The following is a 25,639-nucleotide window of genomic DNA, read 5'->3' on the forward strand; positions in this document are numbered from 1 at the left end:
GTCAGCTGCGCCGGGCGAACTCCTGGAAGCGGAAGCGGTCGGCGCGGTGGCGCGATTCCGTGTACTGAAACTGGGTCGTGTCCTCGAGGCTTGAGACGCTTCGGATCACGACAATCGGGTCGCTGGCCGTCAGGTGCAGCAGCTCCTGATCGCGCGGCGTCGCCTTTTCCACCGTGATCTCCTTTTTGGAGTAGGCGATGGACAGCTTCAGCTCGTCTTCAAAATACGCGTAGATCGAATTGGTCGCCGCCTGGTCCGGAATGTCCGGGATGACGGTGGCGTCGAGGTAGTCGGTGTCGATGATCACCGGCTCGTCGTTGACCGTGCGAACCCGCACCAGCTTGGTGACGGGAATCGCCTTGGCGCCGGCGTCGATGGAGGCAAAAACCTTGGCCGGCAGCTTGGTCTTGGTTTTCTCAATCAGCGTGGTCTTGGCGTTCAGGTTCAGCCGCGCGGCCAGCTCGTGGTAAGACACCACGCCGGACACCGGGAACGTGTACTGCTGCTGGTTGATGACCACCGAGCCCTTGCCGCGCTGCGACTGGATGAAGCCCTCGTCGCGCAGCCGGGCCAGGGCCCGGCGAATCGTGTCGCGGGAGGCGCCGTAGAGCTGGGCCAGCGCGTTTTCGCTGGGCAGCAGGGCGTTGGTCTTGTAGATGCCTTCGTCGATTTTGGTCTTGATGTCGTGGTAAACCAGGTTGAATTTTGCCATGTGAGCCTCCTAATCGTTGCCCCAGTCGGTGGTGAAAGGCGCGACCGCGACGTGATGCGCCGAGGCGTAGGCCTCGCGCGACTGGTAGGCGCGACCGGCCGCGATCTCGTTGGCCCAGCGCTTGGACGGAGTGCCGGCGACGGTGCGGGTCAAAATCGGGTCGTGAGTCTCAAGCAGCCACTGGTGCAGCCGGTGGCGAAGGTCGTGGTAGACCTTGGCGTAGGCCGGATTGGCGACCAGGTTGTGCTGCTCGAGCGGGTCGGTGGCCAGGTCGTACAGCTCCTCGGGGGCGTTGGGAACGTAGAACTGCTCGCGCATCTCGGCGCCGGGGCCGGTCAGGTGGATGTCGACGGGCATGTAGGTCGCCGGCCCATCCGCGAAGTTTTTGACGAAGCTGTAGTCCTTGGAGCGAATGCTGCGCATCGGGTGGTAGGCGTCGTGCCAGGTCAGCTCGCCAAACACGAAGTCGTGGCCGTCCGGCGCCGCCGTCGCGCTATCGAAGCTGGCCGCGAAGCTGCGGCCGGCGATGCCGGGTACGGCGGGGGCTTGGACCAGGTCCAGCAGCGTCGGCAGCAGGTCGGTGTTGCTCAACAGCGCGTGTTCGCGCTTGCCGGCCAGGTCCGGCCGCTCGGGCAGCCGCACGATCAGGCTAGTCGCCAGGCCGGTGCGGCGCAGCGTCCCCTTGTGACCGGGGAACGGGGCCCCGTGGTCGTTGGTGAAAATCACAATGGTGTTCTCAAGCAGCCCGTGCTGCTCGAGCAGGTCGTAGACGGCGCCGACGCCTTCGTCCAGCACATGCGCGGCACCGGTGTAATGCGAGACCTCCGTTCGCACCACCGCGTCGTCCGGCAGCCCGAGCGGCACCTGAACGCCGCTTGGGTCGTCGCCCTTGGCCGCGTATTCGTCGTAAGGTAGGTGGGTCTCAAACAACCCGAGGTTGAGGTAAAAGGGTTGGCTCGGCGACTGCTTGGCCAAAAAGGTGGCCGCCGCGGCGACGACGTCCGGGGTGCGGTCCCCCGGCGTGGGGATGTACTGGTCGTAACCCAAGGCGGTGCCAGAGGTGAACACGCGGTCTTCGACCGGCGGCGGGGTGCCGATGGTCTCGTGGCTGAGGCCGATCAAGGTGCTGGTGTAGCCAAAGTCGTGCAGCGCCTTGGGCAGCGTCGTGAAGCGGCTGTCGATGGCAAACCCCAGGTGAGCCAGCCCCATCAGGCCATTGGTGTGCGGGTAACAGCCGGTCAGGATGCTGCTGCGGCTGGGGCTGCACTGCGGCGCCGTGGCGAAGTACTGATCGAACAAGACCCCTTCGTCAGCGAGCTTGTCCAAAGCCGGGGTGGCGACGCCGTAGCCGTAAGGTTCGAACAGCTGCCCGGAGTCGTGGGAGATAATCATCACAATATTTGGTTTCATAAACTGACCTCGCAATCGTGTTAACCTGTGGCTAAATGGCGGCCGCAAAGCCGACAGGTCGCCGTTCCACCGTCAAGGGTACCGCAACTTGTACGAACAGGCAACTCCAAAATTATTTTGGGTGTAAGCGTTGACAGAGCGGGACCTCCGTGTTAGATTTACGATGTTGTACGTACAGGTTACAAACTCAATCTTGGAGGACAACAAAGTGAAAGAAAACAGTCGCTTCATCCAGGGGCTTGAGAAGGCCAACGAAAAGTTGAGCAACCTCAAGACGCTGCGAACGATCACCAACGGGTTGGTCGGCGTCCTGCCGCTGATCATCGTCGGCGCCATTTTGTCTCTGATCGCGAACTTCCCCGTCACCGCGTATCAAAATTGGCTGGTCGCGGCCGGCCTGAAGTCGTTTCTCGCACTCGGGGGCCAGTTCACCACCAATATTATCGCCATCATCGCCTGCCTTTCCATCACCTACACCCGCGTGACGCGCGACAAGCTCGATGCCATTATTCCGACGCTGGTGGCCCTGGTCGCATTCCTGATGATTACCCCGCTGCACGTGGAGAAAAAGGCCTCGTTCATCGCCTTTGACTGGCTCGGTGCCCCCGGATTCTTCGTCGGCATCCTGCTGGGCCTGGCGGTTGGGGCCAGCTACTCCTACATGATCAAGCACAACTGGACCTTCCGGCTGCCGGACCAGGTGCCGCCGATGGTCGCCAAGTCGATCGGCAGCATCGTGCCGACCACCATCATCCTGCTGGTCGCGCTTTTGGTTCGCTTCGTCTTCTCTTTGACCAGCCTCGAGACCATTCACAACGTGGTTTACACGCTGATTCAGCAGCCTTTTACCCACGTCGGCAACTCGATTTGGGCGCTGCTGTTGGTCACCTTCGTCGCCCGGCTGTTCTGGTTCATCGGGATCCACGGCATGCTGGTCGTGATGCCGATTCTTCTGACCGTGTTCCTGCCGCTTGACCTGCAGAACCTGGCCGCCTTCAACGCCGGCCAGCCGCTGCCCAACATCGTGACGGTGGCGCTGTGGATCCTTTGCACCTCCATCGGGGGTGGCGGCGCGACGCTTGGCTTCAACTTCCTGATGGCCTTTCGCGCCAAAAGCGAGCAGTACGGGGCCCTCGGCAAGCTCGCGCTGCCGGCCGGGCTGTTCGGCATCAACGAGCCTTTGACCTACGGGGTGCCGCTGGTGTTCAACGTCATCTACGCGATTCCGTACATTTTCGTGCCGGTGCTGAACCTGATCGTCGGCTACCTGCTGATCAAGGTCGGCGTGATGCCGGCCCCAAGCGGCGCGACGATCCTCGGCATGCCACTGCCGATTTTCTTCGCCGGCTTAATGGAAGGCAGCTGGAAGCTGGGCGTGTTCCAGCTCGGGCTGCTGGTGCTTGACACCGTGCTGTGGTACCCGTTCTTCCGGGCCGGCGACGCGGCGGCGCTCAAACAGGAGCAGGCGTTGGCCAAGCAGGCTTAGCACCAGATTTCATCGAAGGCAGGTCCCCGCAAGCGCGGTGGCCTGCCTTTTTTGGCGTGGCGGTCGGACGAAACATTGACGTGCCGGGAAAAATGCGGCATGATACGGTTAAATCGCCGCCGGTCCCTGTGCGGCGCCTCGGGAGGTAATAGTATGACAGTCCCTAAATTTTGTGCGAATTGCGGCGCCCCGCTGACGCCCGGTGCGAAGTTCTGCACCCGCTGCGGCGCCAAGGTGGCGCAGGCGGCAGCAGCCGCCGCTACGGCGGTGGGTGACGCCCAACGCGGCGCGACCCCGGCAACGCCGACAACCCCAGACTCGGCAGTACCGGCCGCCCCGGCGGCGCCGGCGACCTCAGACTCGGCCGAAGCGGCCGCCCCAGCGGCGCCGGTGGCCCCAGACTCGACCGAATCGGCCGCCCCAGCAGAACCGACGGATGCGGTCGAATCCCCGGCCGCGCCGGCGACTGCGGCAGACGCACCGGTCCCGGCGAGCGCAACGCAGCCAGCCAGCGCAACGCAGCCGGCCAGCGTAACGCAGTCAGCCAGCGCAACGCAGTCAGTCAGCGCAACGCGGCCGGCCAGCGCGACCCAGCCGGCGGCCGCGCCAGCCTGGTGGGTGAAGCTCTGTGCGGTGGCGCAAGACCCCCGCGTCGGGGCGGTTTTGACCGTCTTAATCGGGCTCGGGTGGTTCATCGGTGGCAACGCCTTGCACCGCGTGGTCACCGGCGTCAGCACCCTGCTGAACACCATCGCCTTTGACGCCGGGGTCAACACCGAGTCGCTCGGCCTCAGCGGCATCACCAACGGCATCGGGGCCCTCGGCACGTTGATGATGCTGATCGCCATCGTCGTCGCCGCCGTCGGGGTGCTGGTGTGGTTTCGGCCGCAAAACCGCGCGAAGGCGGCGCTTGGGCTGATCACCACCGATCTCGGGGCGGCCGCCGTCGGCATTTTGCTGTACGTCGGCATCAAGTTCCAGCTGTCACACACGATGCTGCCCAACACCAGCTACTCGGTCGGCCAGCTGCTCAAAACCGCGCAAACCAGCACGGACTGGCTGAACAACTCGGCACTTGGCAGCCTGAGCAAGTACACCGACATGCTGCGCGGCCTGATCGGCAACATCACGCTGGCCCAGACCATGCTGCTGGTGGTTGCCGTGGCCGGCGCCGTGGTCGGTGGCCTGCTGCTGTACGTGCGAGGCAAGCGCGACTAGGACCTAAAAGGGCGACGGCCCTTTTTTCGTGGTCACGGTGCTGCTTATTTGTTGTAAATTTACAGCAAACGTGGTACCTTTTATCGAAAAGGGGGTGACATCTTGCAGGCCGCAGATCAAGATATTCGACCGGTGTCGGAGTTACGGCGGTACAATGAACTGCTGGCCGACGTGACCCCTGACCATGCAATCACGTTGACCAAGAATGGCTACGGTAAGTACGTGGTGATGGACCTCTCCGAGTATCAGCGCTTAATGCGCCAGGCGCTGGGGGCTGAGTTGAACCGGATGATGACCCAAGCACTTCAGGAGCCGACGCGACCGCTTGCCGATTTTATCGCAGAGTTGCAGGCCAAGTGATGATGGCCTTAACAGTCGCGGCTGGTGCTGAACTGGATTTGCTGGCACTCCAGCAGGCGCTTGATCGGCAATTTGGTCGCCAAGTCAGACAACGCGTGATTAACGAACTCGTGCAGTCCTTGAACAAACTGGCTCAATTTCCCGGCCTAGCGCGACCGTTTTCGGTGCTGAATCTTTCCGTTGCGGTTCCGGGATACTTCTACCGCACTCAGCGAAACACGTTTCTGCTGGCGATAGATGAGACGCAGATTCGGGTGTTGCGCGTGTTGGACAATCGTCAGGATGTTGCAGCGGCGATTGAAGCCGTGTTGACGTGGTGACGCAAAATCGCCAGCTTCCAGGTTATTTGGAAGCTGGCGATTTTTTAGTGTGAGTGGTTCAAGGTCACTTGAGTCCTAGCGGTGTTGCAGATTTGGACTACCAAGCGTCGAGGTACGTGCGGGTCGTTCTCCGTCCCGACTCAGCGCTTGCGCCGCCACTTCAGCAGCTTGCGCAGCAGGTAGCCGGCTACGATCAGCACGGCCAGCAGGTCGATTAGCCGCATCAGGTAGGTTGACCAGTGGCTGCGCCAGGCTGCGCGAACGCGCTTGACAGTCGCCTGGCGGCCGGCCTTGGCCGACACGGTGAAGCCACGGGTGAAGCGCCAGCGGCCGTTGTCGCCAACGACGGTGGCGACCAGGCGGTAGCGGCCGGCCGCCAGCCCGGCCGTGGCCAGCGGCTGCTTCAGGGTGAAACGGTTGCTGGGGGCGAAGGCCAGCTGGCGGCGCCGCACCGTGGTGGGACGCTTGCCGACCGACGTGAGCCGCAGCCGCATCGTGGCGTTGCCGATGATCACCGGCGCGGCGTTGGTGAAGGTCAGCGCAAGCGCCGGTGAACCGCTGTAGTGGTAGCGAACGCGGTTCAGCGAAAGCCGTGGGACCGGCATTTTGGCGACCTCCTGCAGCGACACGCCGATGACGTAATTGGCGAGGTTGGCGAACCCGGCCTGATGCTTGGCCTTGGCCGCCGCGGTGCGGGAGGTGACGTTGAAGGCGCCGAGCACCAGCCCGGCGAAGCGGCGCCGCGGGACGGTCAGCGTGAAGCTGACGCGGCGGGTCGCACCGGGTCCCACCCGCACGGTTTGGGTGCGGTCGGGGCCGAGCATCTGGGTGAAGCTGAGGTGGCTGGGCGCCGTCTGTGCGGTGCCTTGATCGTAGGTGATCATGCCGGTGGGGTTGGTGACGGCGTTGGCCGCGGCCACCTGCAGCCGCTGGGCGGTGGTGGCAGTGTTGGTGACCGCCACGGTGAGGGTCCGAGTGCGGCTCGGGGTCAACGTCAGCGCCAGGTAGGACTTGCCGGCGGCGTTGTCGGCCGGCAGCACCGCCTTGGCGCTGAAGTCGTTGACCAGCGCGTGGGTGGGTTGGACCGGCGCCAGCAGCGCGGTGCCGAGCAGAACAGCGGCAATCATAAGCAGGTGCTTCATGGGCTTCTCCTTTGTTGAAAAATAAAAAGGCCACCAGGGCCTTTTTACTGAAAATTAATTACTTGAGCTTGAGGTCTGCGTATCACTGAGCGTCCAGGTGATCGGGGCGCTGTAGGTCCCGGCCGTTGCCGGTAGGTTAGTGACCCCGAGCGTCAGGTTGTTGAAGTCCAGCTGGGTGGTGCCCATGCCGGTGCCGGGGGCGGCCACAATCAGCTGCGACGCGGTGCCGGTTGGCATCCCGGCGGCGCTGCCGACCGCAGCGGCCCCGCCGAAGACGCTGGCGTCGCCGGTCAGCTTGTTGGAGTTGAACTGCAGGTCAAGCGTGACACCGCTTGGCTTGGTGACTGCGCCGAGCGTCGCCGCCAGCTGCCAGCCGGCGCCGGTGCCGCGGGTGTCGGAGACCTTGACCGGTTGCGTGGCCGTGCCGTGCAGCCGCTCGTTCAGCTTGTCGGCCGTGCTGGTGAAGTCGAGGTCCGGCACCTGGTCCAGGGTCAAGGCCCCGTCCTTGTTGCCGGTGATGTCGATGTTAACGTTGGAATTTTGCGTTTGATCCGCCGCGTGAACGGTCGTTGGAAGCGTCAGCAGTCCGGCGGCGAGAATTACACCGCAAATCAGGAACTTAATATTTTTCATGACAATGCCTCCATTCGGGCAGTCGTGCTGCCTTCATGGATTAGTGTAACGCATGAATTAGTTTTTGTTAAGGCAATGAATGCGCTTTATGTTATGATGATCAGCCGCGCTGCCACCGCAGCACGTACCGCTCCACCGCGTTGAGGCCGGCGAACAGCGCGAAGGCCACCGCCGCCAGCACCACGATGCCGGCGTACATCAGCGGGTAATCCAGGCGGTTCCACTCGTCCATGATGAAGTAGCCCAGCCCGTAGTTCGTCCCGTAAACCTCGGTGAAAAACAGCGTGGCGATCGCGGTGCCCAGCGCGATGCGCAGGGCCGACAGCACCCCGGCCAAGCTGGCCGGCCAGGTCGCAAAGCGAAACAGCTCAAGCCGCGTCGCGCCGGCCACCCGCAGCTGTTTGTACAGGCTGTCCGGCACCTGCCGCACCGCGTCTCGCACCGAGATGATGATCTGAAATACCGTGATCAGCGCGATCATGATGATTTTGGCCGCGTCACCCAGGCCGGCCAGCAGCATCACCACCGGCAACAGCGCAATCTTGGGCAGCGGGTAGGTCATGTACACCACCGGGTCGAGCCAGGCGCCGAGTCGCGGCAGCCGCACGATGGCGATGCCCAAAGGTACCCCGATCAGCGCCGCCCAGCCCAGGCTCCAGCCCAGCCGGTACAGCGAAAAATACAGGTGCCAGCCGATCTGGTGGGTCGCCAGCTGCGGCAGCGCGGCGTAAACGGTGATGGGAGTTGGCAGCACCGGCTTGTTGATCAGCCAGGCCGCGATCAGCCACAGCACGTGCAGCCCGAGCAGCGCCCCCAGGGACTGGCCGGCCCGGCGCCAGCCGCCGGGTTCGCTGCCGGGGGTCACGCCGGCGGCCGCACCGCGACCGGCAGCGGGGTTCGTACCGGGGATCACACCGGCGGCCGCACCCTCGCTTGCCGGGCCGGCCGCCGTCCCACGCGCCGCGGGTTCAGGTGTCGGGTCGTTCGTTGTCTCGTCACGCTTGGTTTTCAGTCCTGCCATGTCGCTTCCACCTCCTGGCGCAGCGCCGCCACCGCCTGGTAGTAGTCCGGCCGCTGCGGCCGGGACACTGGTGGCACCGCCGCCAGCGGATTGGCCCGGCACTGGCCCTGGCCGTGGTTCAAGAGCAGCAGCGAATCGCCCAGCAACAGCGCCTCCTCGAGGTCGTGGGTGATCAACAGCGTGGTCACCGGTCGCGCCTGCAACTGGGCCGCAAACAGGCGGTAGGCCTTGGCCTTGACCACCGGGTCCAAGGCGGCAAAGGCCTCGTCGAGCATCAACAGGTCCGGTGCCTGGGCGAACGCCCGGGCCAGCGCCACGCGCTGGCGCTGGCCGCCGCTCAACGCGGCGGGGTAGCGAGCCGCCAGGTCGGCGATGCCAAGCGCCGCCATCACCTGGTTCGCCGCGGCGCTTTGGGCCGCATCCAGGCGGCGGTGCTGGTTGAGGCGCCGGGCGAGGGTCACGTTTTGGCCGACCGTGGCCCAGGGCAGCAGCCCGTAGTCCTGCGGCACCACGGCCAGGTGGTGCTGCCGCGGGTCGATTGGCGTCCCATCAAGCAGCACCGTGCCGGTGGCCGTCACCTGGCGGGTGAGGGCGTCGATCAGCGTCGTTTTGCCCGTGCCGCTGGGGCCCAGCACCGCCAAAATGCCGCGGTCGGCGACGGTGAAGCTCAGCGCATCCAGCACCCGTGTGGCGCCGCGATCGACGGTGAGAGCGGAGACGGTCAGTTTCATTCGGTCACGCCGCTCAGCGAGACGGCCGCGGGGTCCAAGGTGGTGGCGGTGACCCCTTCGGACTTAGCGTAGGCGAAGGCGGCCTTGAGCACCGCCGGCTTGACGGCATGCGCCTTCGTGTAGTGGACCAGTTCAACCTTAGGCGCCAAGGCGGCGGGGTAGCCGATGTCTTGGGTCAAAATGCCCTGGAAGTCGGCGGCCTGGCCGGCGTTGAGCGTCTGGACCGCCCGGTTGTAGGCGGCCAAAACGCGCCTGGCGACCGGCTTGTTCTTGGCGAGGCCCGGGGCGACGGCCAGGATCGTGGTTTGGTAGGCGACCGGGTCGCTTTGCGCAATCACCCGGGCCCCCTTGGCCTTGGCAATCGCCATGAACGGGTCGGGAACGATCATCGCGTCGATTTTGCGGTCCAGGCACAGCTGGATGCGGGCGGGAATCTGGGCGACCTCGCTGAGTTTGACGTCTTTTTCACTCAGGCCGACTTTTGCGAGCTCCTGATCAAGGTAGAAGGTCGGGGTCTGGTGGGGCATGGTCGCGACCGTTTTCCCCTTCAGGTCGGCCACGGTCTTGATGCTCGGCTGGTTGGTCAGGATGCCGAAGGAGCCGTTCAGACCCGTGGCGATTTTCCAGCCCAGCTTGCCGTTTTGGTAGGCGGCCAGGGTCACGACGTCGGTCACGGCGCCGTCGAGCTGGCCGCTGGCCACCGCGGCGTCACGCTCCTTGGGCGACTTGAAGTTCTGCAGCGTGACGTTGAGGTGCTGGGCCTTGAAGTAGCCCTTCTTCTGCGCCAGGTACAAGGGAATCGACTCCGGCGCCGACATCGTGCCGAGGGTCAGGTCGACCGTCTTCGCCGTTTTGGCGGTCGGTGTCTTGCTCGCCGACTCTTTCAGGCTGCTTTCCTTGGGGGCACAGGCGACCAGCAGCGTTGCAATCAGCAGGGTACCCAGCCCCAACCCAAGTTTCTTCATTCGAATCTCCTCCTAAAAAAGTTTCCAGATGGTCCAACCAATCAGCACCAAGACCTCGGCGCCGGCGGTCAGCAGCAGGTTGTTGACGGCGGTTTTGAATGTGAGCCGCCGCACTTGCACGGCTAAAAAGCGCCGGATGTTCTTGTGAATCACCGGCCAAAGCCCCAGCACCAAAAGCGTCGGCCAAGGCATCAGCCCAAGCGCCACGGCCGCCACAATCGCGACGTAGGCGGCCACCGGCACCCAGCGGTAAATCGCCAGCGACCGGTCGTGGCCGAGGTACACGGCCAGGGTCGCCCGGTGGTTGGTGATGTCTTCTTGAATGTCGCCGATGTTGTTGGCGAACATGATGTTGGCCTCCAGCACGATGATCGGCGCGGCGACCAACAGCAGCTTGGCGATGGTCGGAATGTCGCCGTGCAAGGCGAACGCTCGCCAGCTCAGGTCAAGCCCCAGCGGCCGGTGCGGGACGTTGACGAAGTAGGCGATGAAAAAGGTCCCGAAGCCCTCGGTCATGCTGGAGACCAGCTCGCCGATCGGCAGCCGCGAAATCGGCATCGGCCCGAAGGTGTAGAAAATCGCGATGGCGATGGCCGTCGCCCCGATGACCAGCAGCACGAGGTCGGTGCGAACCACCAGCACCAGCCCGGCGCAGATGGCCACGCCCAAAAGCGTCAGCATCAGCGCCATGATGCGCCGGGGGTTCAGGTGAGCGGTGCCGATGATGTTGCCGTTTTGCCGGTAATCTTCGTCGTGGGACTTGTAGAAATCCTGCACATTGTTGAAGCCGGTGACAAAGCAGGCAATGCTCATCTGACCCACAAAGTAGATCAGCGTGTTCACCCAGTTGAAGCCGCGCTGGTCGTACCAGGCGTAAAGCGTCCCCAGGGCGAAGGGCATCACCGAGGCCAGCTTGACCGGCAGCCGAATCAGCTGCAGGAATAGGGGCAAGGTGAGCTTGTTGTAAGGCGTTGTCTCGTGCATGCGAATCCTCCCGTCGCGGCAGCGAAGCGTTGCCAACACTCATCCAGTCTACGTGAGCCGGCGGGGTTTGTACACAATTGCACAAAAAAATGAGAGGCGCCGCCCCTCATTTTTACGCCGATTTAATTTTAGAATTGGAAGGCCGGGTCTTCGGCCACGTTGGCCGCGGTCAGCACCAGCCGGCCGTTCGTGTCTGCCGTGAAGTGGTTGGCGGCCAGCAGTGCCCGGGCCGCGGCGGCCTCTTCCGGCACCACCACGAACAGCGATTGCAGGCCGAGCTCGAAGAACGCGAACCCCGTCACCCGCGGCAACACCTCGGCCATCACGGCAGCCGGCGTGGTCGCTAGCGCCTCGAAGCGCAACTGCGCCGTGGTTTTCGCTTCATCGAAGTTCCACAGGCAGATGCTGCCGAGAAAGGCGCCGGTGGTGCGGTCGCCGATGCCGTACAGCAGGGCCTGGTCGCCCATCACCAGCTGCATCGAGCGGTTGACGTACCGCGCGGTGGCCTCGATGGTCGCGTCGACCTCACGCCCGGACAGCGCGGCCTGCACGGCGTCGGCGCGAAGGGCGTGGACGTCCTTGAGGCGAAACAGCGTCAGCCAGTCGAGCTGGTAATGCGCCGACAGCAGCGGGTGGTATTTTTCAAAATGGGCCATGTCGCGCCTCCTAGAAGATGCCGTTGTCCTGCGGGTCGGTGATCGGATCGTTGAAGTTCTTGTGGTAGTAGGCCTCGTTCATTACCTTGTACTTGCCGTTGGCGAACTTCGCGATCAGGTCGCCGGGCGTGGCAATCTGCGCGTCGGAGTTGGGCACGTGCAGCTCAACCGACGGCAGCGGCGTCAGCGCGACGAACTTGGCGTCGTCGCCGAAGAAGGTGTCGATGGCCGCGCGGTCGATGTTCTCACGCACCGGCAAAAAGTACGACATCTTGGCAGTGGAAAACGCGGCGAACTCGCCGCCGGGAAACTTGGATTCAAAGGCAGGCATTGCCGGGACCTCTTTTCAATGGTTTCACTAAGTATATCACGTATAATGGAGAGGGTGGAGCCGAGCGCAGTTAGCGGGTTGGGTTGCCTAGCCCGAGCGGTGAGGCGGTCTTTGCCTCGGCGCTCGGGCGTCGCAAGCCGCACCCGCGTTGCTCGGGGGAACCCGTTTAGGTAGAGGGTGGAGCAAGCCGGGTTTAGCGAGGCGAATAGCCTAGCCGTGTCACATGGGCCCGGGCTTGGCCCAAGCGACGCGGCGTAGCTATTCGAGCTCGCGTTGGCTGGCGGAACCCGTTTATGGAGAGGGTGGAGCCGAGCGCAGTTAGTGGGTCGGGTTGCGGCCTCCGGGTCCCGGGCGGGTCGGGCTGTGCGGCCGGTCTCCGCCCGAAACGGGCTCCGACCTAGATTTAGAGCCGGAGCCGCGTTGCGGCTGCCCCGTCTCTAAATCTGCCGGGATGAGTGGCGCGAAAGCCGCTCATCCTTTCACGGTCCACCCCGCCCGGGCCCCTGCGGCTGCTACACAGTAGGCCAGCGACTTAGCGTTGTCTCAACTGGGCGAGACCGGGACATTCCGCTGGCACGATGGCGCAACGTTACACTAGATATTGCACAGCCGTTCCAGTTCCCACGCATTGTGAAAGAAGGCACCTTCATGGACTTATTCGAATCCGCCGGCCAGGCGCTGCAACCGCTGGCCAGCCGCATGCGGCCGCAAAGCCTGGCCGAGTTCGCCGGGCAGGCCCAGCTGGTCGGGCCCGACGCCGTTTTGACCAAGCTGATCACGCAAGACGAGATCCCCTCGATGATTTTCTGGGGGCCGCCGGGTGTGGGGAAAACCACGCTGGCGCAGATCATCGCGCGGCAGACCAAGGCGGCCTTTGTGAACTTTTCCGCCGTCACCAGCGGCATCAAGGAGATTAAGAAGGTGATGGAAGAGGCCGAGACCAACCGCAAGCTGGGGCAAAAAACCATCGTCTTCGTCGACGAAATCCACCGCTTCAACAAGGCCCAACAGGACGCCTTTTTGCCCTATGTCGAACGCGGCTCGATCACGCTGATCGGCGCGACCACCGAGAATCCGTCGTTCGAGGTCAACGCGGCGCTGCTGTCTCGCACCCGGGTGTTCGTGATGAAGCCGCTGACCACCGCCGATCTGGTGGGGCTGTTGCGACGCGCCTTACGCGATCCGCGCGGCTACGGCCTGGAAAAAGTTGAGATTGAACCGGACCTGTTGCAGCGCATCGCCGCTTTTGCCAACGGGGATGCGCGGATCGCGCTGAACACGCTGGAGATGGCGGTGACCGACGCCGGCGGCAAGCCTGGTGAGGTGATTCACGTCACGAAGCAGGCGGTCGGCCAGCTGCTGTCCAAAAAGGCGCTGCTCTACGACAAGAACGGCGAGGAGCATTACAACCTGATCTCGGCCTTGCACAAGTCGATGCGCAACTCCGACGTCGACGCGGCGGTTTACTGGCTGGCGCGGATGCTCGAGGCCGGCGAGGACCCGCTGTACGTTGCGCGGCGGCTGGTGCGGTTCGCCTCCGAGGACATCGGCATGGCCGACTCCCGGGCCCTGGAAATCTGCACCAGCGTTTTTCAGGCCTGTCAGTTCATCGGGATGCCGGAATGCACCGTTCACCTGACCCACGCGGTGGTGTACCTGAGCCTGGCGCCGAAGAGCAACGCCCTGTATACGGCCTACTCGGCGGCCAAAAAGGACGCGACGGAAACGCTCGCGGAGCCGGTACCGCTGCAGATTCGCAACGCCGTCACCGACTTGATGGACGAAGTCGGCTATGGCAAGGGTTACGAATACGCTCACGACACCAAAGACAAGCTGACGACGATGCAGACGATGCCGGACAACCTGGTCGGCCACCACTACTACCACCCGACCACGCAAGGCAGCGAGGCCAAGGTCGCTCAGCGGCTGGCGCAGATTCAGGCGTGGCACCGGGAACACGACGGCGGTCTCGACGACTAAATCACCGATGTCGCCCATGAACATGAACGGGACGTCCCTCAGCCTTGAGCTGAAGGACGTCCCGTTTTCGTTACAAGGCGGCGACTGGAACACCCATCTGCTGGAGCCACTCGACATCTGAGGCCAACAGCGCGGTTGCATCAATCTCACGCAGAAAAGAAATCAGAACATGCAGGCTGGCCAGTGTTGTTTCGCGGTTGGCCGAATCGAATTCGTAGTGAAGAGCGAGATCAACGAGGCGAGTACGGTATTTAAGCAGGAGACTGTTGTTCTGATTATCAAGCCGGGGTAAGCAATCGAGCAGATATTTTCCTAACTGAGCATTATGCTTTTCAACAGCTCGTACACTCGCGTTGAAAAAATCGTTTGAGAGAGTTGTAACCAGTGTTTTTGATTGACCAGAAGTAGTGAATTCAAGGATACTTCGTGCCAATAATGGTGTCAGCTGTTCGTTGGAGACAAGATAGACGATGTTGCCGAACAAGACGAACTCAAGTCGAAACCAACGCTCATTCTTAAGGAGATAGGCTGCTACCGGTTCAATCTCAGCGGCCGCCAATTCGCTTTGCTTTTTGTAGAAGAATTGATAACCACGCAACAAATGACCAATCAGATTGTTAACATAGTCAGAACTTGCTTCGTAAAAGGCAACTTCGGAATCGAGCTGTTTGCCATCTTCTGAGGCGGCGACACTTGCCAGCAACCGCCAGGTCCGAGAAGAACGATTTGGCTCGTCACATAGGCTCAATGCCTCGGTCAATGACCCATGGGCATTATGAAACATCTGAATTGCGTTAACGACGGAGGGAACTCCGCTACCGTTTTCGAAGCGAGATACCGCGCTTTTACTACTGCCGACGCCAACTGCCGCGAGTGTCAGACCGCGCCGTGAACGCATGGCAAAAAGGAGTTCACCGAGCTGATTGACCGTTGAATTCATTAGGATAGCCTCACTTTTCCCGATAATGGGACAACAAGATGATACTGATTGGAATGGCGAATTTAACAGGATAAGATGTGAGCGAAAGGAGGCGCAAAATGAGAAAACCTTGGTGGAAAATCTTGTGTGCGATGATTATGATTTTTTCAGTTGCTGGTATCATTATCATCTCCGACGAGACAGATGGCGGTGACAGTTTTGCGGTCAGTCACCGGACAGTTCTTTGGTCAGAGGTAACGCAGTGATGGAATGTTTAAGTCGGAGAAGCGAGTGGCATATGCTGGACTGCTAGTCGTGTCTCGGGATGAGAGATGACAAGTGACACTATCGACAGTCAGTCTGTTACGCTGCTTTGCTGAAGCATTGTCGAGGAGGGTTTCGTTATGAGAAAAAAGCTTTTGCTTACGCTATTTTTTGGGGGGCTACTTTGTTTTAGTCTGTCTAATCGGCAGTCTGTCTCTGCGACGGAGGTAGAGGACACGGTTGCATCATCCTCTGTTGTTGAGTACCACATTTTATCGGTTCAAGATTATGTTTCCGCGCAAAACCGGATTCTTACACTTCCTAAGGAGAATCAAGATGACGCCTTCAAGGCCTTGGCGGACGCAACGCCACGACTTATTCTAACACAGGTGATTGGTTCGGCGTTCTCAGCTTTAGAAACAACACAGTCGCAGATTTTACCAGATGATACACAGGAAATAACTGCTACGAATGGCGTTGAGGTGCAGGTCACATCAAGTGATCATGCTACTGATGAGACGGGACGTGTGATTCCAGAAGAGCGAAGCGGTTTTTTCGCCAAAAAGAATGGTGTAACGAAGGCCTTTGGAGCAAGACGTTACGATGCATATGTTAAGCTCCCTGGTATTATTGCCTTTGATTTTTACACGCATTATCGAGTTGGTACGACAGGTTTAACGCTCACCTCAGCAAATTTTTATATTGTGACTGACTACGTGGGTTGTTTCTCTGAAGGAGTAGAATATAAAGAGGCAGAGGATAAACGTGCTGAAAAGGTTGGATATGACATCAACGGCGTGTGCATGTTAAAATCTTCGATATCAATTAATCTCGGCGTATCAGCAGTTGTTGCTAGTGCTTCAACTTCTGTCGGTTATTCAACAACCTTCTACTTGGTGAGTTACGTCAAGATGACCTCGAAGCATAGTAGCAGCGTAACCGTCGATGAAGGAATGAATATTCTGTCACATTCTCTACTAAATACCTTCTAGATTGGACGTAGCCTGCGGCGAGAATCTCTTGCTAGCAGGGCAGATTACTTTAGCTCCACTTTATGAAGTCCTGAGGAAAGGGAGCTTTGTCATGCGAGATCTTTGGTTGAACATTCAGACGCTCGGCGGTTTTATCGCTTTCATGTTACCTGTTATCGTGTTTTTGGTCATTTTCGCCGCGGTAGTGATTGGACTTGTCTGTCTTATTATGTTTGTTGTTCGTCAGGAGCGCCGATCTAATCGAAATCGCTAGCCTAGCTTGGACTGATGCCTCTGAGAACTCGTGCGGTGTAGGTTAGTGTTTGCATGCCACTGGCGGGATGACAAAATTCGGGGGAGACACGTTACGGTCACGCAAAAATAGGCAGATACAATGCAGCGTAAGCCGCATTGTATCTGCCTATTTGCGTAGTGTTGAATGAAATATTTCCCGCTAACCCCACCGTACTCGGCTCTGGGTTACTTTTCCACTTCCTGCAGCTTCTGGTTGTCGTCCAGCTGGGAAACGCCCATCAGGTGCTTCTTTTGCAGGTGTTGCATGACCAGCCAGAGGAGGGCCAGGGAACCGAGGGCGACGCCGATCAAGACGACGACCGCCTGGGCGACCGTACCGGAGGCGATGCCCGAGGTGATGGCCTGACGGAAGCCCATGATCGAGTAGCTCATCGGCAGGAACGGGTGGATGACGTTGTAGAAGTGGTTGGTGATCTCAAGCGGGAACGTCCCGCCGGCACCGCCCAGCTGCAGCATCAAGAGTACCATCGCGACGAAGCGGCCCGGGTTGTCCAGCCACATCGACAAGAACATGACTAGGTACATGGACGCGAGGGCGAAGAGCTCGGCAAAAAGGTAGAAGAGACCGACGTGGTCGACGGTCAGGCCGGCCGCGATGATCAGCGTGGCCTCGACCAGGGCCATGCCGGTGGCGACCAAGCCACCGAGCACGATCTTGGAGGCGAACCACTGCGTCGCCGTGCCGTCCTTCTTGGAAACCTTGCGGATTGGGTAGGCGAAGTTGAAGACCAACGCGCCGACGTAAAGCGCCAGGGAAAGCACGTAAGGCGCCAGGGCGTGGCCGTAGTTATCGACCTTGCTGTAGTAGCCGTGGTGCAGCTTGGTCGGGGCCGCGAACATTTTGGCCGTCTTGTCGCTCAACTTAATGCCGTTGACCTGCTTGGCGCCAGCGCCGAGGCTGGTCGACAGGGTCTTGGCCCCGTCGCCGAGCTTGCCGGTGCCGGAAGTCAGGTCCTTTGACTTGTCGTCAAGCTGCTTGGTGCCCGAAGCCAGCTGCGTGACGCCTTCGGTCAGCTGCGGCAACTGTGCCTGCATCTGACCGAGGCCGCTTGCCAGCTGCTTGGAACCGGCGGTCAGCTTGCCGCCGTTGGCCGCAAGCTGTTGGCCGCCGTTGTTGAGCTGGGAGATGCCGGACGTCAGGGCCGGGATCTGGCCGTTCATGGTGTTGAGGCCGCCTGCGAGTTGCTGGGCCCCGCCGTTGAGCTGGGAGACACCGGATGTCAGGGCCGGGATCTGGCCGTTCATGGTGTTGAGGCCGCCGGTCAGGGTGGCCGCGCCGAGCTTCAGCTTGAGGCTGTTGGCGGTGACGAGCCCGACGCCTTGGTCGAGCTGGTCGATGCCGTCAAGCAGCGCCGGCAGCCCGGCGGTCAGCTGCGCCACGCTGGCGTTCAGCGTGGCAGAGCCCTGGGTCAAGGCCGTGCCCTTGGTGGCCAAAACCTTCGCCCCGGCTTGCAGCTGGGTGAGGCTTGACGCGAGCTTGGTGATGTCGCCGGTTGAGGTCAGCTGCGTGTCCAGCGCGGCTGACAGCGCCTTGGCGCCTTCCTCAAGCTGGGTCAGGCCGCCCATCAAGGTCGCGGTGTCGGCCGTATCGGCGGCGGTACCGGTCGCTTTTTGCTGCGTGGTGGCAAAATCCATGAAGTCCGCGTACATTTTGTCCAGCGACTGGGCGGCGGTCGAGTCCTTGGCCACGCCGGCCGCGGTCAGCTGAGCCTTGGCGGTCGCGTAGTCGATCACGACCTTGGTCGCCTTGGTCTTGGCCAGGGCGCTGGTGGCGGTGACCTCCGCCTTGATCTTGGTGACGCCGGCGGCCATCTTGTCGATGTTGCCCTGCAGCGTCTTCATGTTGCTCGGCAACGTCTGCGCCGCCGCGTTGAGCTTGGTCAGGTTGTCGGACAGCGTGGTGACACCGGCGACGTACTCGCCGGTGCTGCTGTTGAGCGTGGCGCTGCCATCGGCCAGCTTCTTGAGGCTGGCGGCGTCAAGTGCGGCCGTCTGCGTCTTCATGGCGGAGACGCCTTTAGCGACCTGGGAGACGCCATCGGTGTAGTCGCCGATGCCGGTGTTCAGGGTCTTGGCGCCATCGGCGAGCTTCTTGGTGCCGGTTGCCAGTGGGCCAACCTTGGCGTTGAGCTGCTTGGTGCCGCCGGCCAGCGTGTTGGCACCGCTGGCGAGCTTTTGGGTGCCGGCGGCCAGTGGCCCGACCTTGCCGGCCAGGGTGTTGATCCCGGCGGCCAGGGTGTCGGCGCCGGTGACGTACTGGTCGAGCCCCGCGTTCAGGGTTTTGGCCCCGGTGGCCAGCTGGTTGACGCCGCTGCTCAGCGGCTTAACCTTGACGCTCAGGGTCTGGACGCCGTCGTTGACCTTGGAGACGCCGACGACGTACTGGGAGACGCCGTCATCCAGCGTGGCGAGGCCGTCGGAGAGCTGCGTCGCCCCCTTGGCCGCCTTGTGCATGCCTGAGCCAACCGTTTTGATCTGGTCGAAAACGGCGCTGGCGTAGGCGTTGGTGACGTTGGCGCGAATCTCCTTGTCGAGCTTGTCGACGCCGATGCCCGAGATCACCGAGCTGAGGTAGTTCAGCGAGTCGTTGGTCTGGTAGGTCAGACGCATCTTCTTGGGGTTGGCGTCCAGCACGGTCGCCGCGTTCTTCGAGAAGTTCGAAGGAATGGTGACGACGGTGTAGTACTTGTTATTCCGTAATCCCTTGGCGGCCTGCTTGGCGCTGACGAAGTGCCAGCCCAGCTGCTTGTTCTTGCGCAGCTTCTTGACCGTCTGCTCGCCGACGTTCAGCTTGGTGCCGTTGTAGGTGACGGCGCGGTCGTTGTTGACCACGGCGACGGGCAAGTCCTGGGTGTCGCCGTACGGGTCCCAGACGGACTTCAGGAAGAAGATGCTGTACAGGAACGGGATGATCATGATGACCGTCACGGACAGCAGGATCAGCTTGTTGCGCTTGATGAACCCGAATTCATCTTTTATCAATATCGTTGTGCCTCCTTATGCGATGACTTCATTGAGGTAAAGGCTGACCAGCTGGGCGTAATTTCCGTTTTGACCGTGGGGCATGAAGCCCATGATTTCCAGCACGGAAAAGCCTAGGACGCTGGCAATCAGCGCCTGCTCGAAGGCCTGCGGGGACATGTGGCGCAGCTTGGTGTGCGTGATCAGCCGCCGCAAGAGGTCCAGCACCTTGGCCGTTGCGGCCACGAACGGGCTGTCTTGCGGGTAGCGATGCACGTAGTAGAAAAGCTGCACCAACGCGCCGTTTTGGTCGAAGAACTGATGCGCCGTGGCGGTGTAGGCGGCCAGGGCCGCGCGACCGGACAGGCCGGTCGCCGCCTCCAAAAGCTGCGTGTAAAGGTCGGCCATGAAGGTCGTGCCGAGGTCCTCGATCACGGCCTCCACGTTGTCGTAGTAGTTGTACAGCGACTGCGAACGAATGCCCAGCCGCTTGGCCAGGTGCTGAAAACTCAGCGTCTGGAAGCCGTCCTCACGCACCAGCGCCTGCGCTTCCGCCAGCACCTGCGCGTGGTCAAGCCTGCGGTGTCCCCCCATGGTTGTCCCTCCTCAATTGATTTCACCCAATAAATATTACAAGATGTAAATATAAAGGGATTCATTGAAGCTCACAACCTACAAAATGTAGATTGTGCCCAAAAACGCGCAAAAACCCCCGGCGCGGTGAGGCGACCGGGGGTGAGGCGAGTGGTGAGGCGGCGGGTGAGCGAATTAGTGTTGCCGCGACAGCAAAACACGCGTTGGCGCCACCGAGTGGGGGCCAACGCGTGTTTGTCAGTGTCTAGTTGGTGCGGCTACAGCCGGAAGTGCAGGTCCGGGTGCGTGTCTAAGACCACGACGCCGATCATGAGTAAGGCGGTGATGACCGCGGCGACGACGGCATGCACGGCGAGCAAGGCGGCAAAGGCGAAGGCGGCCACGCCCAAAACGATCCAATCAAAGGTGTTCATTGACATAAGACTCACTCCTTTAGACGCGCGATGGCGGCCGAGCGGTGCGACCGCTTGATTCCGCTTTCATTATATCACCTTCCATTCAAGTTTGTGAATGGTTTTTCAATTCAACTGAGACGAGCCGGAAAAAGGCGGCTGACGCGGCGAGGGCTTACAATAGGAGAAGGGGATGTCAAGGCCGCTTCCCGCTCGGGTCCACCCTCTAAACGAGTTCCGAAGCGCAACGCGGGCGCGGTCTGCTACGCACTGACGCCTGGAGCCAAGCCCGGGCTCCAAGCGTCAGTGCTAGGTAGCTCCGGTCGGCTAAGTCCGCTCGGTTCCGCCCTCTAAACGAGTTCCACGCGGCAACGCGGACGCGCATAGCGTCGCGCTAGCGCCGAGGCCAAGCCCGCCTCAACGCTAGCGCTCGGCTATGCGGTCCGCTAAACCCGCCGCGTTCCACTCTCTCTGCTTTTTAAGCAATATTAAGCGAAACTAAGTGATTTTTCCGTTTTTCGTGGTATACTGGGGTCAACAACTTAGAAAAGGATGGTGTCGTTCATGACGACAGCAGTTGATTATTCTTCCAAGGACTACTTCGACAAGATGACGGCTTACTGGCGTGCGGTCAATTACGTGTCCGTGGGTCAGCTTTACCTCGCCGACAACCCGCTTTTGCGCCGGCCACTGGAATCCGATGACGTGAAGTTCTACCCGATCGGCCACTGGGGTACGATTGCCGGCCAAAACTACATCTACACGCACCTCAACCGGGTCATCAACAAGTACAACCTGAACATGTTCTACATTGAAGGTCCCGGTCACGGCGGCCAGGTCATGATCTCCAACGCTTACCTGGACGGCACCTACACGGAGACCTACCCGAACATCACCCAAGACGAGAAGGGCATGAAGATTCTCTTCAAGCGCTTCTCCTTCCCAGGTGGTGCGGCGAGCCACGCCAACGCGCAGATTCCAGGTTCGATTCACGAAGGCGGCGAGCTGGGTTACGCCCTGAGCCACGCCACCGGCGCGATCCTCGACAACCCGGATGTGATCGTCGCGGCGGTCACCGGCGACGGCGAGACCGAAACCGGGCCGCTGGCCACCAGCTGGTTCTCTAACACCTTCATCAACCCGATCACCGATGGCGCGGTGCTGCCGATCGTTCACATGAACGGCTTCAAGATTTCCAACCCGACCATCCTGTCCCGCAAGTCCGACGACGACCTGCGCAAGTACTTCGAGGGCATGGGCTGGGATCCGTACTTCGTCGAAGGTGACGACGCCGATAAGCTCAACCCGATCATGGCCGAGACCATGGACACCGTGATTGAGAAAATCAAGGCGATCCAAAAGCACGCCCGTGAAACCGGCGACACCACGATGCCGCACTGGCCGGTGCTGATCGTCCGCACCCCAAAGGGCTGGACCGGCCCGAAGACTTGGGACGGCGAGCCGATCGAAGGCTCCTTCCGTGCCCACCAGATTCCGATTCCGGTCAAGCGCGACGATATGACCCACGCCGACTCCTTGGAAGGCTGGCTCAAATCCTACAAGCCGGAGGAACTCTTCGACGACAACGGCGTTTTGAAGCCGGAGTTGAAGGCGCTGACGCCCAAAGGCACGCACCGCATGGCGGCCAACCCGATCACCAACATGGGCTACAACACCAAGCCGCTGGTGCTGCCGGACTTCAAGGACTACGCGCTGGACAACACCAAGCGCGGCCAAAACGTGAAGCAGGACATGATCATCTGGTCCGACTACCTGCGCGACCTGATCAAGCTGAACCCGGACAACTTCCGCGTCTTCGGCCCTGATGAAACCATGAGCAACCGGCTGTACGGCCTGTTTGAGGCCACCGACCGCCAGTGGTTAGAGCCGATCGACCAGAAGGGTTGCGACGAGAAGATGGCCCCAAGCGGCCGCATCATCGACTCGCAGCTGTCCGAACACCAGGCGGAAGGCTTCAACGAAGGCTACACGCTGACCGGTCGCCACGGGCTTTTCACCTCCTACGAGGCGTTCCTGCGCGTCGTGGACTCCATGCTCACCCAGCACTTCAAGTGGATGCGTGAGGCCTCCGAGCAGCCTTGGCACAAGCCGTACCCGTCCCTGAACGTGGTGTCGACCTCCACGTCCTTCCAGCAGGATCACAACGGCTACACCCACCAGGATCCGGGCATTTTGACCCACCTGGCCGAGAAAAAGGGTGAGTTCATCCGCGAGTACCTGCCGGCCGACGCCAACTCGCTTTTGGCTGTGTCGCCTAAGGTCTTCGAGAGCCAAAACACGATCAACCTGCTGATCACCTCCAAGCAGCCGCGGCCGCAGTTCTACTCCATCGAAGAGGCGCAGTTCCTGGCCAACAACGGCCTCAAGCGCATCGACTGGGCGTCCAACGACGACGGCGTTGAACCGGACGTCATCATCGCCGCGGCCGGTACCGAGCCGAACATGGAGAGCCTGGCCGCCATCGACCTGCTCCATGCCAACTTCCCAGACCTGAAGTTCCGCTTCATCAACGTGGTCGACCTCTTACGTTTGCGCTCGCCTGAGCGCGACCCCCGCGGGTTGACCGACGAAGAATTCGATCGCTACTTCACCACCGACAAGCCGGTCTTCTTCCAGTTCCACGGCTTCGAGGACCTGATCCGCGACATCTTCTTCGACCGTCACAACCGCAACGTCTTCGTTCACGGTTACCGCGAGGAAGGCGCGATCACCACGCCGTTCGACATGCGGGTGCTTAACGAGCTCGACCGCTTCCACCTGGCCAAGGACATCATCGCGCATGTCCCGGGTTACGCCGAAAAGGCCGGTGCCTTCATCCAGAAGATGGACGACACCCTGCAGTACCACCACGATTACATCCGCGAACACGGCGAGGACATCCAAGAAGTCCTCGACTGGACGTGGACCGACATCAAGTAACACCGCTCTGCTCCGGACACGAAAAGGCCGGGTACGTCGCAAGACGCGCTCGGCCTTTTCGTGTGGCGGCGGGGCCACGATTGCGGAATGAAAGCGCTTGATTTTTTTGCCGGAAGCGCTAGGCTTATTCCGAATTCTGAATACGCCACGTTTTTGGAGGAGGAAGATTAATGAAAAAATGGTTCAAGTTCGGCCTCGGGGTGCTGGCCGGCGTGTTGCTCGGCGTCGCGCTGGTCTTGGGGGTGCAGGCGCGGTCCCAGGCGCCTGCGGCCTTCACCGTTATGACGCGGCCCTCGCAGGCCAGCCGGATCAGCTATCGCAACGTCTCGTTCCCCAATCCCGGCCACGCCCGGTGCGTCGTGGTTCGCTACCGGCACCCCGCCACCAGCAAGGCCTGGACGTACGGCCTGTACAGGCTCGAGCCGGCGAACCAAAAATAGGGCGGTGCGGCCGCCGGGGCTACCACGCATTGGTTGGGCCGAGCAGGGCGACCGCCCGAAGCCGCTGGCAAAGGCGCCAACACTGCGGCCTGACACCGCTTTGACAGTGGCGAGTCAAATGAGTTGACGGGAAATTGGTCTGGTGTTAAGCTACCAGCAGATGATTATTTTAGCGCGGGGCGACGACTCAAAGCCACGGTCGCCGTAGTAGCCACCGCGCGGGAACGGTCCGGAGCGCAAGCGCCTCCAGTACCATACCCATGCCAAGTCGCAGTGTATTGCCACACGACTTTAAACTCGAGAGCTTTAGTGCAACTCCTGATCCTAGGAGAAACCAGGGGGAAGGACTTCCACCCAGCCGTTGCAGTCCTGCGACCGCCACCCACCGCGTGGGGTAGCCGTGCGGTCACAGGGACGACTGGTGTACCACCCGCACCACGAAGCTGGTAAGACGAAGACAGAATCCTAACCGAATCAGGCCAAGGCCACCGGACAGTGTGAGTCCGGTGGCTTCGGCGCGGCCGCCGCAACCAATCGTTGCGGCGGTTTTTTTTGCGGCCGCGAGCGGTGTGAGCTAATTCTTTGTGTCAGATATTACCATTCTGATATTCTGAGGTTGTGACCCGTTGCCCAGAACGAAGGGAGAGACCGCAATGCTGACGCAAACCGAACTGACACTGCAACAATTCCTAGCCGCCTCGGACGGCCCGTTCGTGACCCTGTACCTGCCGCTGACCACCCACGATGGTGACAAGCTGCGGCTGAAAATGCGCCACCTGACCGACCACGCCCAGGCGGTGATGGCCGAGACCTGGCCGACCAGCGACTGGGCCGATTTTGGCTCGCAGCTGGGCGGCGACCTGCTGGATGCCGCCCAGCTCGCCCGGCTTGACGGCGCCGGCCTGTGCGTGATCGTCGCAAGCGGGGCCCGGTACACCCGCACCCTGGCCTACCCGGTTCAGGAAACCGCGATGGTGACCGCGCTGCCGCAGGTGCTGCCGCTGATCTTGGACGTGCAGCGCCAGTTTGACTTTGACCTGCTGACGCTTGCGACCGACCGCATCGCGCTGTACCGCAACGACGGCGACCACCTGACGCAGGTGGCGCTGCCTGAAGACGCGCCGGTGACGCTTGAGGCCGCGCTTGGCACCGAGCTGCGCGGCGGCGGCCTCAACAGCGTGTCGCGCGGCGCCGGCCACGTCGGCTACCACGGCCACAACGAAAAGGCCGCCGTGGCGGAGGTTGACCGCCGCCGCTACTACCAGGCCGTCGATGCCTACATCGCCGATCACTACTCCAAGCCGTTTGGCCGGCGGCTGATTCCGGCGGGGCTTCGGCAAAACCTCGCCGTTTTCCGCCAAATCAGCAAGAACCCGCACCTGAGCGGCTCGATGCAGCTGGAGCTCAACGCCTACGACCTCAGCTTGCAGGAGCTCGACGTCCAAGTCGACGCGCTGCGGCTGGATCACAGCCTGCGCGACCACCAAAAAACGCTGGCGGAAATCGACTACGCCCGGGGCAGCGCCCGGTTCTCGGATGATCTGGCGACCATCGCCGCTTCCGTGGCCGACGGCGCCGTGGCGACGCTGGTGATCCAGCAAGGGGCCCGGATCAACGCGCTGTTGAACCCGGACTTCACCCTCGACCGCGAGTCGCCTCGGGCGGTGCATAATAACCTGCTCAACGACCTGGCCGACTACGCGCTGGCCCGTGGCGGCCAGGTGCGGGTGCTGCCGGCCGAGCTGTTGGCCGAGCCGGTCTGCGCGGTGCTGCGGTACTAAGCGTGACCGCTGGATGTGCGAGAGGTCGCCGATTCGTCGGCGGCCTTTTTGGCGTCTAGCAAAATAATTATGCGACCGCTGTCAGAAATCGGGTGGTGCCGCCGTATTATAGG

At 61.4% G+C, this 25,639-nt stretch carries 24 protein-coding genes; 10 read left to right on the top strand and 14 right to left on the bottom strand.

What is annotated here, in order from left to right; all coding sequences use genetic code 11:
* Position 1: 1 nt before the first annotated feature.
* Together treR and ACYVRZ_RS03035 are read right to left on the bottom strand one after the other, a co-directional pair.
* Positions 2 to 712, bottom strand: coding sequence for a trehalose operon repressor (gene treR, locus ACYVRZ_RS03030; RefSeq protein WP_461224691.1), 711 nt, complete (start codon positions 710 to 712; stop codon positions 2 to 4).
* Positions 713 to 721: 9 nt separating this feature from the next.
* On the bottom strand, positions 722 to 2,122 hold the full coding sequence (locus ACYVRZ_RS03035) for a sulfatase family protein (RefSeq protein WP_461224693.1): 1,401 nt from the start codon (positions 2,120 to 2,122) through the stop codon (positions 722 to 724).
* 208 nt (positions 2,123 to 2,330) lie between these two features.
* Between ACYVRZ_RS03035 and ACYVRZ_RS03040 the strand changes: the two genes are divergently transcribed.
* The 4 genes from ACYVRZ_RS03040 (at position 2,331) to ACYVRZ_RS03055 (ending at position 5,506) form a co-directional block, all read left to right on the top strand.
* Positions 2,331 to 3,608, top strand: a complete 1,278-nt coding sequence (locus ACYVRZ_RS03040; RefSeq protein ID WP_461224695.1) for a PTS sugar transporter subunit IIC — start codon at positions 2,331 to 2,333, stop codon at positions 3,606 to 3,608.
* Positions 3,609 to 3,761: 153 nt separating this feature from the next.
* The gene (locus ACYVRZ_RS03045; RefSeq protein WP_461224697.1) at positions 3,762 to 4,826 is read left to right on the top strand and encodes a zinc ribbon domain-containing protein; all 1,065 of its coding nucleotides are present in this window, start codon (positions 3,762 to 3,764) and stop codon (positions 4,824 to 4,826) included.
* A gap of 102 nt (positions 4,827 to 4,928) precedes the next feature.
* Entirely contained in the window at positions 4,929 to 5,186 is a 258-nt protein-coding gene (locus tag ACYVRZ_RS03050; protein WP_262315919.1) for a type II toxin-antitoxin system prevent-host-death family antitoxin, read from the top strand.
* Positions 5,186 to 5,506, top strand: a complete 321-nt coding sequence (locus ACYVRZ_RS03055; RefSeq protein ID WP_461224698.1) for a type II toxin-antitoxin system RelE/ParE family toxin — start codon at positions 5,186 to 5,188, stop codon at positions 5,504 to 5,506. Before ACYVRZ_RS03050 ends, ACYVRZ_RS03055 begins: the two co-directional genes overlap by 1 nt.
* 140 nt (positions 5,507 to 5,646) lie before the next feature.
* Here the strand turns inward: ACYVRZ_RS03055 and ACYVRZ_RS03060 are convergent, their stop codons facing one another.
* The 8 genes from ACYVRZ_RS03060 to ACYVRZ_RS03095 form a co-directional block, all read right to left on the bottom strand.
* Entirely contained in the window at positions 5,647 to 6,648 is a 1,002-nt protein-coding gene (locus ACYVRZ_RS03060) for a WxL protein peptidoglycan domain-containing protein (RefSeq protein WP_461224700.1), read from the bottom strand.
* A gap of 54 nt (positions 6,649 to 6,702) precedes the next feature.
* A complete protein-coding gene (locus tag ACYVRZ_RS03065; protein ID WP_461224702.1) occupies positions 6,703 to 7,281 on the bottom strand; it encodes a WxL domain-containing protein in 579 nt (192 codons plus the stop codon).
* 100 nt (positions 7,282 to 7,381) lie between these two features.
* Entirely contained in the window at positions 7,382 to 8,302 is a 921-nt protein-coding gene (locus tag ACYVRZ_RS03070; RefSeq protein WP_461224704.1) for an ABC transporter permease, read from the bottom strand.
* Complete coding sequence (locus ACYVRZ_RS03075; protein WP_461224706.1) at positions 8,290 to 9,033, bottom strand: ATP-binding cassette domain-containing protein; 744 nt, start codon at positions 9,031 to 9,033, stop codon at positions 8,290 to 8,292. The genes ACYVRZ_RS03070 and ACYVRZ_RS03075 overlap by 13 nt, the downstream gene beginning before the upstream one ends.
* Positions 9,030 to 9,998: an ABC transporter substrate-binding protein gene (locus ACYVRZ_RS03080; protein WP_461224708.1), complete on the bottom strand. Its 969-nt coding sequence runs from the start codon at positions 9,996 to 9,998 to the stop codon at positions 9,030 to 9,032. Before ACYVRZ_RS03080 ends, ACYVRZ_RS03075 begins: the two co-directional genes overlap by 4 nt.
* A gap of 12 nt (positions 9,999 to 10,010) precedes the next feature.
* A complete protein-coding gene (locus tag ACYVRZ_RS03085) occupies positions 10,011 to 10,982 on the bottom strand; it encodes a UbiA family prenyltransferase (RefSeq protein WP_461224710.1) in 972 nt (323 codons plus the stop codon).
* Positions 10,983 to 11,110: 128 nt separating this feature from the next.
* A complete protein-coding gene (locus ACYVRZ_RS03090; RefSeq protein WP_461224712.1) occupies positions 11,111 to 11,638 on the bottom strand; it encodes a GNAT family N-acetyltransferase in 528 nt (175 codons plus the stop codon).
* Between the two features lie 10 nt (positions 11,639 to 11,648).
* Positions 11,649 to 11,969: a hypothetical protein gene (locus tag ACYVRZ_RS03095; protein WP_461224714.1), complete on the bottom strand. Its 321-nt coding sequence runs from the start codon at positions 11,967 to 11,969 to the stop codon at positions 11,649 to 11,651.
* 648 nt (positions 11,970 to 12,617) lie between these two features.
* Between ACYVRZ_RS03095 and ACYVRZ_RS03100 the strand changes: the two genes are divergently transcribed.
* On the top strand, positions 12,618 to 13,949 hold the full coding sequence (locus ACYVRZ_RS03100; protein WP_461224716.1) for a replication-associated recombination protein A: 1,332 nt from the start codon (positions 12,618 to 12,620) through the stop codon (positions 13,947 to 13,949).
* 70 nt (positions 13,950 to 14,019) lie between these two features.
* Here the strand turns inward: ACYVRZ_RS03100 and ACYVRZ_RS03105 are convergent, their stop codons facing one another.
* Complete coding sequence (locus tag ACYVRZ_RS03105; protein WP_461224718.1) at positions 14,020 to 14,889, bottom strand: helix-turn-helix domain-containing protein; 870 nt, start codon at positions 14,887 to 14,889, stop codon at positions 14,020 to 14,022.
* A 98-nt stretch (positions 14,890 to 14,987) separates the two neighbouring features.
* On the opposite strand from ACYVRZ_RS03105, the gene ACYVRZ_RS03110 reads away from it, so the two are divergent.
* Positions 14,988 to 15,134, top strand: a complete 147-nt coding sequence (locus ACYVRZ_RS03110; RefSeq protein WP_461224720.1) for a hypothetical protein — start codon at positions 14,988 to 14,990, stop codon at positions 15,132 to 15,134.
* Between the two features lie 138 nt (positions 15,135 to 15,272).
* The gene (locus ACYVRZ_RS03115) at positions 15,273 to 16,124 is read left to right on the top strand and encodes a hypothetical protein (RefSeq protein WP_461224722.1); all 852 of its coding nucleotides are present in this window, start codon (positions 15,273 to 15,275) and stop codon (positions 16,122 to 16,124) included.
* A 459-nt stretch (positions 16,125 to 16,583) separates the two neighbouring features.
* Here the strand turns inward: ACYVRZ_RS03115 and ACYVRZ_RS03120 are convergent, their stop codons facing one another.
* The 3 genes from ACYVRZ_RS03120 to ACYVRZ_RS03130 all read right to left on the bottom strand — a co-directional run bounded on the left by ACYVRZ_RS03120 (position 16,584) and on the right by ACYVRZ_RS03130 (position 20,392).
* Positions 16,584 to 19,400 carry a YhgE/Pip family protein gene (locus ACYVRZ_RS03120; RefSeq protein WP_461224723.1) on the bottom strand — a complete coding sequence of 939 codons (2,817 nt, stop codon included), beginning with the start codon at positions 19,398 to 19,400 and terminating at the stop codon, positions 16,584 to 16,586.
* Between the two features lie 15 nt (positions 19,401 to 19,415).
* Positions 19,416 to 19,973, bottom strand: a complete 558-nt coding sequence (locus ACYVRZ_RS03125) for a TetR/AcrR family transcriptional regulator (RefSeq protein ID WP_461224725.1) — start codon at positions 19,971 to 19,973, stop codon at positions 19,416 to 19,418.
* A gap of 257 nt (positions 19,974 to 20,230) precedes the next feature.
* Positions 20,231 to 20,392 (bottom strand): hypothetical protein, encoded by a 162-nt coding sequence (locus ACYVRZ_RS03130; protein WP_262315904.1) that lies wholly within the window; start codon positions 20,390 to 20,392, stop codon positions 20,231 to 20,233.
* A gap of 537 nt (positions 20,393 to 20,929) precedes the next feature.
* Here ACYVRZ_RS03130 and ACYVRZ_RS03135 point away from each other — a divergent pair.
* The 3 genes from ACYVRZ_RS03135 (at position 20,930) to ACYVRZ_RS03145 (ending at position 25,526) form a co-directional block, all read left to right on the top strand.
* Positions 20,930 to 23,305: a phosphoketolase family protein gene (locus ACYVRZ_RS03135; protein ID WP_461224727.1), complete on the top strand. Its 2,376-nt coding sequence runs from the start codon at positions 20,930 to 20,932 to the stop codon at positions 23,303 to 23,305.
* Positions 23,306 to 23,475: 170 nt separating this feature from the next.
* Positions 23,476 to 23,745 (top strand): hypothetical protein, encoded by a 270-nt coding sequence (locus tag ACYVRZ_RS03140; RefSeq protein ID WP_461224729.1) that lies wholly within the window; start codon positions 23,476 to 23,478, stop codon positions 23,743 to 23,745.
* A 653-nt stretch (positions 23,746 to 24,398) separates the two neighbouring features.
* Positions 24,399 to 25,526 carry a baeRF6 domain-containing protein gene (locus ACYVRZ_RS03145; protein ID WP_461224730.1) on the top strand — a complete coding sequence of 376 codons (1,128 nt, stop codon included), beginning with the start codon at positions 24,399 to 24,401 and terminating at the stop codon, positions 25,524 to 25,526.
* The last annotated feature ends 113 nt before the right edge of the window (positions 25,527 to 25,639 follow it).

The sequence above is a fragment of the Lacticaseibacillus suihuaensis genome (genome assembly GCF_054785075.1).